This window comes from Streptomyces sp. NPDC059169 (genome assembly GCF_042755225.1).
Classification (GTDB): Bacteria; Actinomycetota; Actinomycetes; order Streptomycetales; family Streptomycetaceae; genus Streptomyces.
In genome coordinates, this window is record NZ_JBHZCF010000013.1 from 111,921 (window position 1) to 125,534 (window position 13,614).

At 71.0% G+C, this 13,614-nt stretch carries 14 protein-coding genes; 9 read left to right on the forward strand and 5 right to left on the reverse strand.

Features of this window, described 5'->3' with window-relative positions; all coding sequences use genetic code 11:
- Positions 1-102: 102 nt before the first annotated feature.
- A complete protein-coding gene (locus ACFXOM_RS23695) occupies positions 103-420 on the reverse strand; it encodes a hypothetical protein (protein ID WP_384934681.1) in 318 nt (105 codons plus the stop codon).
- A 492-nt stretch (positions 421-912) separates the two neighbouring features.
- The gene (locus ACFXOM_RS23700) at positions 913-1,641 is read right to left on the reverse strand and encodes a DUF4241 domain-containing protein (RefSeq protein ID WP_384934683.1); all 729 of its coding nucleotides are present in this window, start codon (positions 1,639-1,641) and stop codon (positions 913-915) included.
- Between the two features lie 439 nt (positions 1,642-2,080).
- On the opposite strand from ACFXOM_RS23700, the gene ACFXOM_RS23705 reads away from it, so the two are divergent.
- The 8 genes from ACFXOM_RS23705 (at position 2,081) to ACFXOM_RS23740 (ending at position 9,360) form a co-directional block, all read left to right on the forward strand.
- Entirely contained in the window at positions 2,081-2,374 is a 294-nt protein-coding gene (locus ACFXOM_RS23705; RefSeq protein ID WP_384934686.1) for a type II toxin-antitoxin system Phd/YefM family antitoxin, read from the forward strand.
- Positions 2,375-2,757: 383 nt separating this feature from the next.
- Entirely contained in the window at positions 2,758-3,060 is a 303-nt protein-coding gene (locus ACFXOM_RS23710) for an urease subunit gamma (RefSeq protein WP_384934689.1), read from the forward strand.
- A 14-nt stretch (positions 3,061-3,074) separates the two neighbouring features.
- Positions 3,075-3,386: an urease subunit beta gene (locus ACFXOM_RS23715; protein WP_384934692.1), complete on the forward strand. Its 312-nt coding sequence runs from the start codon at positions 3,075-3,077 to the stop codon at positions 3,384-3,386.
- Entirely contained in the window at positions 3,379-5,100 is a 1,722-nt protein-coding gene (locus ACFXOM_RS23720) for an urease subunit alpha (protein ID WP_384945162.1), read from the forward strand. Before ACFXOM_RS23715 ends, ACFXOM_RS23720 begins: the two co-directional genes overlap by 8 nt.
- A gap of 352 nt (positions 5,101-5,452) precedes the next feature.
- Positions 5,453-6,148, forward strand: coding sequence for an urease accessory protein UreF (locus ACFXOM_RS23725; protein WP_384945265.1), 696 nt, complete (start codon positions 5,453-5,455; stop codon positions 6,146-6,148).
- A 25-nt stretch (positions 6,149-6,173) separates the two neighbouring features.
- Positions 6,174-6,860, forward strand: a complete 687-nt coding sequence (ureG, locus tag ACFXOM_RS23730) for an urease accessory protein UreG (protein ID WP_384934697.1) — start codon at positions 6,174-6,176, stop codon at positions 6,858-6,860.
- A 7-nt stretch (positions 6,861-6,867) separates the two neighbouring features.
- Entirely contained in the window at positions 6,868-7,611 is a 744-nt protein-coding gene (locus ACFXOM_RS23735; protein ID WP_384934699.1) for an urease accessory protein UreD, read from the forward strand.
- Between the two features lie 156 nt (positions 7,612-7,767).
- Positions 7,768-9,360, forward strand: coding sequence for an alpha/beta hydrolase (locus ACFXOM_RS23740; RefSeq protein WP_384934702.1), 1,593 nt, complete (start codon positions 7,768-7,770; stop codon positions 9,358-9,360).
- A gap of 65 nt (positions 9,361-9,425) precedes the next feature.
- Here the strand turns inward: ACFXOM_RS23740 and ACFXOM_RS23745 are convergent, their stop codons facing one another.
- The gene (locus ACFXOM_RS23745; RefSeq protein ID WP_384945167.1) at positions 9,426-10,142 is read right to left on the reverse strand and encodes a lysophospholipid acyltransferase family protein; all 717 of its coding nucleotides are present in this window, start codon (positions 10,140-10,142) and stop codon (positions 9,426-9,428) included.
- A 270-nt stretch (positions 10,143-10,412) separates the two neighbouring features.
- On the opposite strand from ACFXOM_RS23745, the gene ACFXOM_RS23750 reads away from it, so the two are divergent.
- Positions 10,413-12,029 carry an FAD-binding oxidoreductase gene (locus ACFXOM_RS23750; RefSeq protein ID WP_385039146.1) on the forward strand — a complete coding sequence of 539 codons (1,617 nt, stop codon included), beginning with the start codon at positions 10,413-10,415 and terminating at the stop codon, positions 12,027-12,029.
- A 144-nt stretch (positions 12,030-12,173) separates the two neighbouring features.
- On the opposite strand, the gene ACFXOM_RS23755 is transcribed toward ACFXOM_RS23750, so the two are convergent.
- Together ACFXOM_RS23755 and ACFXOM_RS23760 are read right to left on the reverse strand one after the other, a co-directional pair.
- Positions 12,174-12,332 carry a hypothetical protein gene (locus tag ACFXOM_RS23755; RefSeq protein WP_384934708.1) on the reverse strand — a complete coding sequence of 53 codons (159 nt, stop codon included), beginning with the start codon at positions 12,330-12,332 and terminating at the stop codon, positions 12,174-12,176.
- A gap of 281 nt (positions 12,333-12,613) precedes the next feature.
- Positions 12,614-13,573 carry a cytochrome c oxidase assembly protein gene (locus ACFXOM_RS23760; RefSeq protein WP_384934711.1) on the reverse strand — a complete coding sequence of 320 codons (960 nt, stop codon included), beginning with the start codon at positions 13,571-13,573 and terminating at the stop codon, positions 12,614-12,616.
- Positions 13,574-13,614 lie beyond the last annotated feature (41 nt).

Below are 13,614 nucleotides of genomic sequence, written 5' to 3' on the forward strand. Positions count from 1 at the left end.
TTGGCCGGAGGCGAACCCCGACCCGCTGTACAGCGACAAGCGCCACGAGCCCGCGCCGAACGGCAGGCCGTCGGCTGATCCACTGCCCGCACCCACTCGCCGCTACCGAGCGTTGGCGTTCCCGAGTTCGACAGCCAGCGCGGCCATGTCCCGCAGGCGCTTGTAGTACTCGGACGCGCCGTCCTCGTCATCGATCGACGGCAGGACCTTCTCAACGGCCGCAAGGCAGACGAGCAGGATCTTGCGACGCTTCTCATCAAGAGGTCCTGACAGCGACGAGACGACACAGCCGGCGATGTCCGCGTCGAGCAACACCATGTCTTCGCCTTCGATCTCTCGACCACGCATGTGTGGTGGGAAGGGCGCGCGCATGTGCTCTTCCCACATCCGTGAGAGCAGGGCCACTTCTGATTCGCTCATGTTCGCGATCATCCCTTTGAGGGCGAGGTTCCGCGGGAGAGGTCTCCCACAGAGCCGTCGGATGACCGCTCGACCGATTCCTCGGTCACGACAAGTCGGCCTGCCGACGCACTGGTGCTGCCGGATCTCGACAACAATGTCCCGGCGTCAGGCCGCCGTCTGCTCTCGCGATCCGGTTCCGGCACAGATCTTGGGGAGCCGTCGCGGAGCGTTGCCTCAGTGTTCGATTGTGGGAAGTCTGGCTCGTGCGAGACGGCGTACGCCTTGTCACCTGACAGCCGGAAGTGACGCTCCCTCAGGTTTTGCCCGTTTATTGCAGTGGTCGGCGGTGGACGGTGATGGTGCTGGTCATGCAGGCCGACGTACGACGTCGAAGCCAGCCGGCTACCCGGTCTTGCCGGCTTCGCACGGCACCTGCTCCGGGACCTCGACGCCGTAACTGCAGGCACCACGTCCGGCTGCGCGACTTGCAGGAGAGGGGCGGCGGCGACGTCATGCTTTGGCGTCGGCCATGCCACTGGTGACGACGATCGTGGCCACGTCGCCAGCCTTGGTGCGGCCCAACCAGACGACGCCACCCGATTCGGCCCCGAACGTGACCAGATCGGCTTGTTGTGACTCGTCGCGTACCCGCTCGCAACCGTCGGCCAGCTGTTCGGTGTCACGCGGTGCAGGAATGCCGTCTACGAACGTGCGAAACGGCGCGGACAAGGTGGTCCACGCGCCTGCGTCGGCGAAGCAGCCAACATTCGCGTCGGAGAAGAAACGGGGCTCATCATCGCCCGCCTGAAGCTGATCAATGTCCTCGTCGACACCCAGGCCCATTTCCCACTCGACCACAGGGTCGTCGCCAATGCACAGGCGCGTCGCGGCACACTCAACGCCGTCGAAGTGCTCGCCAAAGAACTCGTAGGGGCCCGCCGTCCACGCGATCTCCACTCGGTACACGCCTGGGGGAATGCTCACCGCCAGCTCACGTGGGGGCCTCGTCGGTAGCCCCTTCTCGTATCTCCAGGCGTCGTCGTCGTCCCACGGCGCATCGACGACGAGCCGGCCGCTGGGAACGCGGATGGTGGTCAGCTCCTCGACCCCTGTCACGACTACCGGCGTTGTCGGATCGTCGTACACCGTCCCCAGATGCGCACCGGGCGTGAAGGCCGCCTCCAAGTACCAGGCGGCCTCAGGCCCGGATGCCAGCCGAGCGTCCCCGACCCATTCCATGTCTCACCCCTCCTCACCGCCCGGCCGGGCAGTCAACCGAAAGGTACGTGGGCCCGCTGACATCGGCACACTTCGTGCATCGTCACGATGCGTGATCGCTCCCCAAGACCATGTGCCAGGACCCGCAATCCACCGACAAGCGCTCTCCGCTGTCACCTACGCAGGCATTGCACGGGCTGATGTCGAGACCGACGTGGCAATCGATCTTCGGCGCGTACCGGTGCCGGAGTTCCGCCCGGCCTCCAGTGCGCCGAGCGGGCCGTTCCGCCGCACCGGAGCCCCCAGGATTCAGGTCGACCAGGCACTTTTCGTCTCACCCTGTCTCAGGCATCTCTCACGAACGAGAGCGCACGGGAGCATGCGAGAACCTCTGACGTTGATACTCGCTGTCGCCACGGACCACGGTGGACCGGGCTGGACATTGCATAGGCTGGGGACCATGGCCTATGAGATTCCGGTGACGCAAGCACGGGCTGAGCTCGCCGAGCTGATCAATCGCGTCGTGTACGGCGGCGAGCGGGTGGTCGTCACCCGCCACGGAAAGCCACTCGTGGCCCTGGTGTCCGCTGCTGACCTGGAGCGTTTGGAGAGCCCCGGCGAGCAGGCCGACGAGTCCGTCATCCCGTCGGTGTCGACCCTGGGGACCTCGGTGGCGTCCGCTCCGGGCGAACGCGGGCGCTTCGGCCTCACCGCCGAACACCGGCCGCCGGGCCGGGACGGCCACGGCGTCTGACCTCCTTCGACCGGCCGGCGACCGGTGCCGGCCGCGGCGTCCGTTCGTCGGGTCCCCGAGGGTGAGGAACACCGGCGTCGCCGCGTCGTGAAGCGGCTCGGCGCCGCTGTGCCCGGAACGAGGACGTGCTCGCGGCCGCTGTTCCCGGGAATCCGGCGCGGTCGGGTGCTGGACCAGGGGCGACCGTCGAGGGCGTTCGGCGGGCCGCGCGGCCCGATGACCATGGAGCCGACAAAGATCAGTTAACGCGCCGGAAAAACTTCCGCCCTAACGTTCAAACCTTGGCAGCGGGACACCCGCGAATGAGTCAACAGACTGTTGACGTCGACTACTGTCCGCTGCACCCCGGATCCGTCCGGGCAGGACGACTGTGAGGTGGAAGCGTGCAACTGACCCCGCACGAACAGGAGCGGCTGCTCATCCATGTCGCTGCTGATGTGGCGGAGAGGCGCCGGGCCCGTGGCGTGAAGCTCAACCATCCCGAAGCGGTCGCCCTGATCACCACGCACGTCCTGGAGGGTGCCCGCGACGGGCGCACGGTCGCCGAACTGATGGTCTCCGGACGCAAGGTGCTCACCCGCGACGACGTCATGGAAGGCATACCCGAGATGATCCACGACGTGCAGGTCGAAGCGACCTTCCCCGACGGGACCAAGCTCGTGACCGTCCACGACCCGATCGTCTGAGGGGGAGGCCGCCGATGATTCCCGGAGAGGTCCTGTTCGCCGACGCGCCGGTTTCCCTGAACGAGGGCCGCGCCATCACCAGGCTCACCGTGCTCAACACCGCCGACCGGCCCGTCCAGGTCGGATCCCACTACCACTTCGCCGAGGTCAATCCCGGGCTCGACTTCGATCGCACCGCCGCCCGGGGCCTGCGGTTGAACGTCGCCGCCGGGACCGCCGTGCGCTTCGAGCCCGGCATCCCGGTCGACGTCGAACTGGTGCCCCTCGCCGGGCGCCGCGTGGTGCCCGGCCTGCGCGGGGAGACCCGAGGGGGCCTCGATGGCTGAGCTGGCCCGAGCCCTGTACGCGGACCTCTTCGGACCCACCACCGGCGACCGCATCCGGCTCGCCGACACCGACCTGTTCGTCGAGATCGAGGAGGACCGCTCGGGCGGTCCCGGGCGCGCGGGTGACGAAGCCGTGTTCGGTGGCGGCAAGGTGATCCGGGAGTCGATGGGACAGTCCCGTACCACCCGTGCGGACGGCGCCCCCGACACGGTCCTCACCGGTGCATTGGTCATCGACCACTGGGGCGTCGTGAAGGCCGACATCGGCATCCGCGACGGCCGGATCACCGGCATCGGCAAGGCCGGCAACCCGGACACGATGGACGGCGTCCATCCGGACCTGGCCATCGGCCCGGAGACCGAAGTCATCGCGGGCAACGGGAAGATCGTCACCGCGGGTGCCGTCGACGCCCACGTGCACTTCATCTCGCCGACCCTCGTCGACCAGGCGCTGTCGTCCGGCATCACCACGCTCGTCGGCGGCGGCACCGGCCCTGCCGAGGGCACCAAGGCCACGACGATCACCCCGGGACCCTGGCACCTGGCACGGATGTTCCAGGCACTGGAGGCATCCCCCGTCAACATCGGGTTGCTCGGCAAGGGCAACACGATGTCGCGGGACGGCATGCACTCGCAGCTGCGCGGCGGTGCCCTGGGTTTCAAGATCCATGAGGACTGGGGTGCCACGCCGGCCGTCATCGACGCCTGTCTCGCGGTGTGTGAGGAGACCGGCGCCCAGCTGGCCGTCCATACGGACACGCTCAACGAGGCCGGTTTCGTGGGCGACACCCTCGCCGCGATTGCGGGCCGTACCATTCACGCGTACCACACCGAGGGCGCGGGCGGTGGCCACGCTCCGGACATCATCACGGTCGTGTCGGAGTCGAACGTCCTGCCGAGCTCCACGAACCCGACCCGGCCGCACACCGTCAACACCATCGACGAACACCTCGACATGCTGATGGTCTGCCACCACCTCAACCCGGCCGTGCCGGAGGATCTGGCGTTCGCCGAATCGAGGATCAGACCCTCCACGATCGCCGCCGAGGACGTCCTGCACGACCTCGGCGCCATTTCCATCATCTCCTCGGACTCCCAAGCCATGGGACGCATCGGTGAGGTGATCATGAGGACCTGGCAGACGGCGCACGTCATGAAGCGTCGCCGCGGGGCGCTGCCCGGCGACGGCCGCGCGGACAACCTGCGGGTGCGCCGTTACGTCGCCAAGTACACGATCAACCCGGCGATCGCCCAGGGCCTCGACCACGAGATCGGTTCGGTCGAACCGGGCAAGCTGGCCGACCTGGTGCTGTGGGACCCGGCCTTCTTCGGCGTCAAGCCGCAACTCGTCATCAAGGGTGGCCAGATCGCCTATGCCCAGATGGGCGACGCCAACGCTTCCATCCCCACTCCGCAGCCGGTGCTGCCCCGGCCGATGTTCGGAGCGTGCGGGAAGGCTCCGGCCGCGGGATCGTTCAACTTCGTAGCCCGGGCGGCGATCGAGGACGGGCTGCCCGAACGCCTGGGCCTGGACAAGCGGTTCGTTCCGATCCGCAGCACCAGGGGCGTCACCAAGGCGGACATGCGGGAGAACGACGCCCTGCCGCGCGTCGAGGTCGACGCGGACACCTTCACGGTGACCATCGACGGCGAGGCGGTCGAGCCCGCCCCGGCCGCGGAACTGCCGATGGCCCAGCGCTACTTCCTCTTCTGACATGCGAGCCATCCCACACAGCCGCACGGCTGACACCAGCGGCGCCGGACGGACCGACGCGTCCGACACCCCGGCCCCCGACGGTGAGGTCCAGACGAGGCGGGAGACGGCGCGTCGGACCGGGCACGGCGTCCCGTCCGCAGGGTCGCCATCCGCCGTCCCCCCAGTGGCCGCGGCACCGGCCGGCAGCACACCGGCCGGCGGGGCCGCCGCCGGCCGGTGCGCCACGATCCCGCCTGCCGCTGTACCTCCCGGCCCGGCGGTGCCCGCGAACACGGACGACACGGGTGGCGCGCCGCGCCGCACCGTCGACGGGCCCCACGTGCCCACGACGCCGGGAACCGCGTCCGGGATGCCGTCCGGCGGCCGCACGTCGTCGCGGTCAGCCTTGCTCGTGCTCGCGGACGGGCGCTTCCCCGCGGGAGGACACGCCCACTCCGGCGGTGCCGAAGCGGCCGTCAAGGCGGGACGGATCCGCGACGCCGGGACCCTCCGGGAGTTCTGCAGGGGCCGGCTCCACACCGTCGGCCTGACCGCCGCCGGGCTCGCCGCCGCGGCGGCGAGCGGCCTCGACCCGCTCGTCCTCGATGCAGCCGCCGACGCCCGGACCCCCTCGCCCGCGCTGCGCGCCGTCGGACGCAGACTGGGCAGGCAGCTGATGCGGGCCGCCCGCGCCACCTGGCCGTCGCCCGAACTGGACGCACTGGCACGGGCCCTGCCCAAGGGCGCGCACCAGCCCGTCGTGCTCGGGCTCGCCGCGCGCGCCGCGGGGCTCGCACCCGGGGACGCCGCGCACTGCGCCGCCTACGAGACCGTCAGCGGACCAGCCACGGCTGCCGTACGCCTGCTCAGTCTGGACCCGTTCGACGCCACCGCAGTGCTCGCCGGGCTCGCTGCCGACATGGACGCGGTCGCCGACCGCGGCGTCCGGGCTGCGCAGGAAGCCGGGCACCTCGGCGTCGACGCACTGCCCGCCGCATCCGCCCCCCTGCTCGACATCAGCGCGGAACAGCACGCGTCCTGGCCCGTACGCCTCTTCGCGTCCTGAGCACGCCGACCCCTGGAGCCGCACCATGCACTTCGACCATCCCCGCACGAGCGACGCGCCCGCGGCCGTCGGTGCCGATGCCGTACGCCCCGACGGCGCCCGGCGCGCCCTGCGCATCGGGCTCGGTGGCCCCGTCGGTTCGGGGAAGACCGCGACCGTCGCCGCACTCTGCCGCGCCTTGCGGGACCGGTTGTCCATCGCCGTGGTCACCAATGACATCTACACGCGCGAAGACGCCGACTTCCTGCTGCGCAACGCCGTGTTGCCGCCCGAGCGGATCCAGGCGGTCGAGACGGGCGCATGCCCGCACACCGCGATCCGCGACGACATCTCCGCCAACCTCGAAGCCGTCGAGGACCTCGAAGACGCGGTCGGTCCCCTCGACCTCGTACTCGTCGAGTCCGGTGGGGACAACCTCACGGCCACCTTCTCCAAGGGTCTCGTCGACGCCCAGATCTTCGTGATCGACGTGGCGGGCGGCGACGACATTCCCCGCAAGGGGGGCCCCGGGGTCACCACCGCCGACCTCCTCGTCGTGAACAAGACCGACCTCGCCCCCTACGTCGGTTCCGACCTCGAACGGATGGCCCGTGACGCCGGGGAGCAGCGTGGCGAACTCCCCGTGGTCTTCACCTCGCTGACCGCCGAGGGCGGCGTCCGCCCCGTCGCCGACTGGGTACGCTCCCGGGTCGACGAGTGGACCGCTCCGTGATCGCCCCGTGAGCGTCCAGGCCACCGCACGCATCGTCGCCACCCGCGACGGCGGACTGCCCGTCCTCGAGAGCTCGGGTCCGCTCGCGCTCCGCCGAACGCGGGCGGCGGGCCCGTACACCCGGGTCACCGTCGTGGGTGCCATGAGCGCACCCTTGAACGGCGACCGGCTGGCCGTCGAGGCGGACGTGCGGGCCGGAGCCCGGCTGCACGTGGATACGGCGGCCGCGACCGTGGCGCTGCCCGGCCGCACGCCCGCAGCCGCGACGTACGACCTCGCGCTGACCGTCGGCGAGGGCGCCGAACTGCGCTGGCTGCCCGAACCGCTCGTCTGTGCCCGCGGTAGCGAGCTGCGCGCCACCACGCGCGTGGAACTCGCCCCCACCGCACGGTTGGTGCTGCGCGAGGAACAGGTCCTCGGCAGGCACGGGGAGGCGTCCGGAACGCTCGCCACCCGCCTCACCGTGCACCGTGCCGGACGCCCCCTGCTGGACCAGGAACTCGGTTACGGCCCCGGCGCCCCCGGCGGGTGGGACGGTGGTGCCGTCCTCGGCGAGTATCGTGCGGTCGGTCAACTCCTCGTGGTGGACCCGGACTTCGCGCGCCATCCCGTCGAGCCCCGACTGCTCGGCGACAGCGCCGCCCTCACACCGCTCGCCGGACCGGCCGTGCTGGTCACGGCCGTCGCCCCGGACGCGCTTCGGCTGCGCGGCATGCTGGACGGGGCGCGGTGCGTCCTCCCGTCGAACTGACCGGGTACCGCTGAGCGGACACCGGTAACCGCCTATGGGTTCGGCAAAGAAACACGAGTGCGGACTATCGCCCCCCGCGCCCTGACGAAAGGATCCTGCAGACGGACCACGACCCGCGCCACCGTGGCGGGCGGCGCGCACACGAGGGGGAGAAACGTGAGACGCACAGCGGTGCTCGGCTCGGCCGGCACTCTGATCGCAGGGACTCTGATCGCAGGCACGCTCACGGCAGGGGTGGTCGCCGCGCCCCCGGTGGCCGCCGAATCGGTCCTGGGGCAGGTGCCCGAGGACCACGGGGTTGCGGTAGCCGCCGGACGGGCGGCCCAGCAGGGCATCTCCTGGGCGGACTGCCCGGCCGACTGGGGCCTCGAGAAGCCCGTCCAGTGCGGTTGGGTGAGCGTCCCGCTCGACTACGCACGTCCCGACGGCCGGCAGATCCGCCTCGCCGTCGACCGGGTCGCTGCCACCGGCGCTGCCGACGAGCGCCAGGGCGCCCTCGTCTACAACCCCGGAGGCCCCGGCGGTTCGGGACTCCGTTTCCCGCGCCGGGTGACCACAAACAACGCCATCTGGGCCAGGACCGCCAAGGCGTACGACTTCGTGGGCTTCGACCCACGGGGGGTCGGCCACTCGTCGCCCCTGTCCTGCGTCGATCCGCAGGACGCCATCAAGGCACCCAAGCCCGACCCGGTCCCGGACTCCGAGGCCGACAAACTGGCGCAGCGCAAGCTCGCCGCGGAGTACGCCGCCGGCTGCGCCGAACGCAGCGGCGGCCTCCTGCCGCACATGAACACCCTCAACACCGCCCGCGACCTGGACGTGATCCGCGCGGCCCTCGGTGAGCGGAAGCTGAACTACCTCGGTGTCTCCTACGGCACCTACCTGGGCGCTGTCTACGGCACGCTCTTCCCGTCCCACGTCCGCCGCATGGTCATGGACAGCATCGTCAACCCGCGGACCGACAAGATCTGGTACGGCGTCAACCTCGACCAGGACGTCGCCTTCGAGGCACGACTCGCCGACTGGATGCGGTGGGTCGCCTCCCACGACGCCGTCTACCACCTCGGTGACACGGAGGCGGAGGTGCGCCGCCAGTGGGAGGAACTGCGCGCCGACGCCAAGAGGGAGCCGATCGGCGGGGTCGTCGGCCCCGCGGAGTTGGTGAACTTCTTCCAGGCCGCGCCGTACTACGACAGCCGGTGGGCAGCCGTCGCCCAGGTCTGGAGCGCGTACGCGGCCGGCGACACCGAGGTGCTCGTCGACGCCGCGGGGCCGCATCCGGACGACACCGTGGGCAACGCCGCCGCCGAGAACGGCACGGCCGTGTACACGGCGGTCGAGTGCGCGGACGCGCCCTGGCCGACCGACTGGGCGACGTGGAACCGGGACAACACCCGACTGCACACCAGGTACCCGTTCTTCACCTGGGCCAACGCCTGGCTCAACCTCCCGTGCGCTACCTGGCCCGCGCCGCGGCAGCAGCCGCTCCGCATCGGCACGGGCAAGGAGCTGCCGCCGGTGCTCCTGGTGCAGTCCGAGCGAGACGCGGCCACCCCCTACCAAGGGGCTCTGGAACTGCACGAGCGGTTCAAGGGGTCGCGACTCGTCACCGAACGGGACGCCGGTTCGCACGGCATCACCAACCTGCAGAACCCGTGCATCAACGGCAAGGTCGAGGCCTACCTGCTGAGCGGCGCGCTGGACCCGCACGACACGGCGTGCGCACCGCACGCCACCCCGACGCCCTGACGCGGACGGTCGTGACGGGCGGGGCCGGGGACCGCGCCTTGGGCCCCGCCCGGTCCCGCCCGCGGTCAGCGGGGCAGCCGGCGGAACCGCCTCGGCTGCTGCTCCCCGGCCTGCGCGGCCTTCACCTTGGCCGCGTACTCGTCGACGTACTCCTGCCCGGACAGCGCGAGGACCTCGTACATGATCTCGTCGGTCACCGCCCGCAGGACCGCCTTCTCGTTCTCCAACCCGGCGTAGCGCGAGAAGTCCAGCGGCTTCCCGAAGCGGATCGTCACCCGCTTGATCTTCGGCAGCACCTGCCCCGGCGGCTGGATCTCGAACGTCCCCACCATCGCGCAGGGCACCACCGGCACCTGCGCGGTCAGAGCCATCACGGCGACCCCGACCTTCCCCTTGTAGAGCCGTCCGTCGTGGGAGCGCGTGCCCTCCGGGTAGATGCCCAGCAACTCGCCCTTCCGCAACACTCCGAGGCCCTCGCGGATCGCCGCCCGGCCCGCGTCCTTGCCGGACCGGTCCACCGGGATCTGCCCGGCGCTACGGAAGAACGCGGCAGTCAGACGGCCCTTGACGCCCGGGCCCGTGAAGTACTCCGCCTTGGCGAGGAAGGTGATCCGTCGCTTCAGGATCGCAGGCATCAGGAAGTGGTCCGAGAACGACAGGTGGTTGCCGGCGATGATCGCTGCGCCCTCGTCCGGAACGTGTTCGAGCCCTTCGATCCTGGGCCGGAAGAGCAAGCGCAGGAGGGGCCCCAGGAGGACGTATTTGAGCACGTAGTAGAACACGCATTCTCCCACTCTCCCGGATCGGCTCCGGGGCCGCGTTCTTCCAGGTCACGGCACTTCGAAGAGCGTCAGTGTAGGGGCAGGGCGCAGTATCTGTAACCACGTCAGATCGGACGCGTGCCGAGACGCCCCCGACGGGGGAGTGCACGTGGCGGAAGAGGTCGCGGCGGACATGACGGACCATCAGTAATGCCTCCGTACGTCGCCGGAACCCCTGACCGCCTTCTCCCCATCCTCCCCCTCGGACGGCAACCGGAGCGAGGACGGACCATGGAAGACACGACGGGGACGGCAGAGCGACGTGGCGACGGGGCGGGCACGGGGACGAGTGCCGACGGGCGGACCCGGCTGACCCGTCGACGACTGCTGGGCGCGGGCATCGCCGTCGGAGCGGGCGTGGCCGGGGGCGCATGGGCCGCGGGTGCCACCGCGGCGCCCGGGCGGCCGGCCGGACCGGCCCGCGCCGCCGACTGGGCGGCACTGGGTCGCGGTCTCGACGGAACGCTGGTCCGGCCGGGGGGAGGCACCTACGACAGTGCGCGGAAGCTCTTCAACCCCCGCTTCGACGGGGTGCGCCCGGCCGGAATCGCGTACTGCGCCAGGCCCGAGGACGTCAGGAGTTGCCTGGACTTCGCGCGCAGGCACCAGGTCCCCGTCGCCGTCCGCAGCGGCGGCCACAGCTACGCGGGCTGGTCTTCCGGGCCCGGGCTGATCGTCGACGTGCAGAAGATGGCGTCCGTATCGCTCTCGGGAACCACCGCGACGATCGGCGCCGGCGCCAAACTGATCGACGTCTACGACCGGTTGACCGCACGCGGCCGGACCGTGCCCGCCGGGTCGTGTCCCACCGTGGGCGTCTCCGGGCTTGCCCTCGGCGGAGGGATCGGCGTGGTGAGCCGTGCCTACGGACTGACGAGCGACAGCGTCGTCGGCGCCCGCATCGTCACCGCCGACGGACGCATGAGGAACGTGGACGCGCACAGGGACCCCGACCTCTTCTGGGCCCTGCGCGGCGGAGGCAACGCCCAGTTCGGCGTGGTCACCGAACTGCGATTCCGAACCCACGCCGCGCCGCAGTGCACGACGTTCTTCCTGAGCTGGCCGTGGGCCAGAGCAGCTGCGGTGGTACGCGAGTGGCAGCGATGGGCGCCCACCGCACCGGACGCGATCTGGGCCAATCTGCACCTGTCCGCTCCGGTCGGCGGTCGGCCCGGATCGGTCCGCGTCGGAGGACTGTCGCTGGGCGGCCGGGCCGACCTCGAGAACCATCTCGACCGCCTCGCCGACGCCGTCGGCGCCCCGGCCCGGTCGGTGTCCGTACGCACCCGGCCGTTCATGGACGCGATGAAGGTGATGGGCGGCGTCTCGGGCTTCACGATCCCGGAGGCGCACCAGAAGGGCAGCCTGCCCGGCACCACCCCGCAGGGCCGGGTGGAGCGCGAGTCGTACGCGGCGCGCTCGGACTTCTACACCAGGGCCGTACCGGCCGACGGGATCCAGGCGCTGCTCGCCCGGGTGGAGCGGCTGGCCCAGGTCAGCGGCGGTGGCGCGGGCAGCATCGCCCTGGACGCCCTCGGCGGCGCGGTGGGACGCGTCCGGGCCTCGGACACGGCCTTCGTCCACCGGAACGCCCTGTTCCTGGCCCAGTACATCGTCTCCTGGCCGGACAGTGCCTCCCCGACCACCGTGGCGCGCCACGAGGCCTGGCTCGACGGCACGCACGCGGCGATGCGGCCCTGGGCGAGCGGCCAGGCGTACCAGAACTACACGGACCCGAAGCTGAGGGACTGGCGCCGTGCGTACTACGGGGCGAACGCCGATCGGCTCGCCCAGGTCAAGAGGACCTACGACCCCGGGCGGCTCTTCCGGTACCCGCAGGCCTTCTGAGGACGCAGGGGCCTCGCCTCCTCCCGCGGGTGGGGCGGGGTGCCGCGTCCGCGGCGCACGCCACGCCCCGGAGCCGCCCGCTTCCGGCGGCCCGCGCGCCGACCGGGCCGGTCACGTGGCTTGGACTCCACGCGACCGGGCCGGTCACGTGGGTTTGGACACCAACAACCCGAGCGTCACCAGGCCGAGCACCACCCAGCCGAACCACAGCCAGCCGTTGCTGCCGAGCGCGACCGTGTAGGCGGTCACGACCACCAGGGCCACGACGGTGATCATGCCCATCGCCTTCGTGGAACCGGACATACGCGTCCTCCTCCGGGCCGGCGCCGAGGCGGGGGGCCGCGACCGGGGCCGTGCAGCCATCGTGACCCCTGGACCGGGCAGGGCGCCACTCCCGTGCGCGGGCGCGTGTGCCGGACCGCGTGCGAACGAGGTGCCCGGGAGCGGTGCGCTGCCGCCCGCTCGAACAGGGGCCCCCGCGGGGGCACGGTCGGTGGCCTGGGGCCGGCGAACCCCCACGCGTCCGGGGCGGCGGCTCCCACGCGTCCGGGGCGGCGGCTCCCACGCGTCCGGGGCGGCGGCTCCTACCGTCCGCGAGCCTGGAGCGAGGCGAGGTACGCGTTGTACGCCTCCAGCTCCTTGTCGCCGTCCCGGTCGGCGGCACGGTCCTTGCGGACGGCCTGGCGCTGCTCGGAGCGGTACCACTGGTACACCAGCGCGATCAACACCAGGACGGACGGGATCTCGCTGAAGGCCCAGGCAATGCCGCCCGCGGCGTTCTGGTCGGACAGCGCGTCGATCCCGAGGGAGGCCGGTGGGTTCGCGTAGGTCTTCACCATCGGCTCGCTCGCCATCATCAGCGCGATGCCGAAGAACGCGTGGAACGGCATGCCGGCGAAGAGCTCCAGCATCCGCATCACGTATCCCGGGCGGTGCGGACCGGGGTCGACGCCCATGATCGGCCAGAAGAAGACCAGTCCGACGGCGAGGAAGTGCACCATCATCCCGATGTGCCCGGCCTTGGATCCCATCAGGAAGTCGAAGAGCGGGGTGAAGTACAGCGCGTACAGGCTGGCGATGAACAACGGGATCGTGAACGCCGGGTGCGTGATCACCTGCAGGTAGCGGCTGTGCAGCAGGGTCAGCAGCAGCTCGCGCGGCCCCCTGCGTCCGCGACCCGCCACCGGCAGCGCCCGCAGCGCCAAGGTCACCGGGGCGCCAAGAAGCAGCAGGATCGGCGAAAGCATGCTGATCACCATGTGCTGCACCATGTGCACGCTGAACATGACCATGCCGTAGTCGTTCAACTTGGTGCACATGACCAGGGCGACGGTCAGGACGCCGACCGTGAAGGATACGGTCCGGCCAGCCGGCCAGGCGTCGCCGCGCCGGCGGAGCCGGACGACGGCCCATCCGTAGAGCCCGAGGCCGAGGAGGCAGGCGACGAGGAAGAACGGATCCGCGGAGAACTCCAGGCCACGCCCCAGCGTGAACGGCGGCAGCTCCATCGGCATCCCGTGGTCGCCGTGCCCGCTGTGATCCATCTGCGTACTCCTGGAGCGTCCTGATTCGCGGTTGTTGTCCG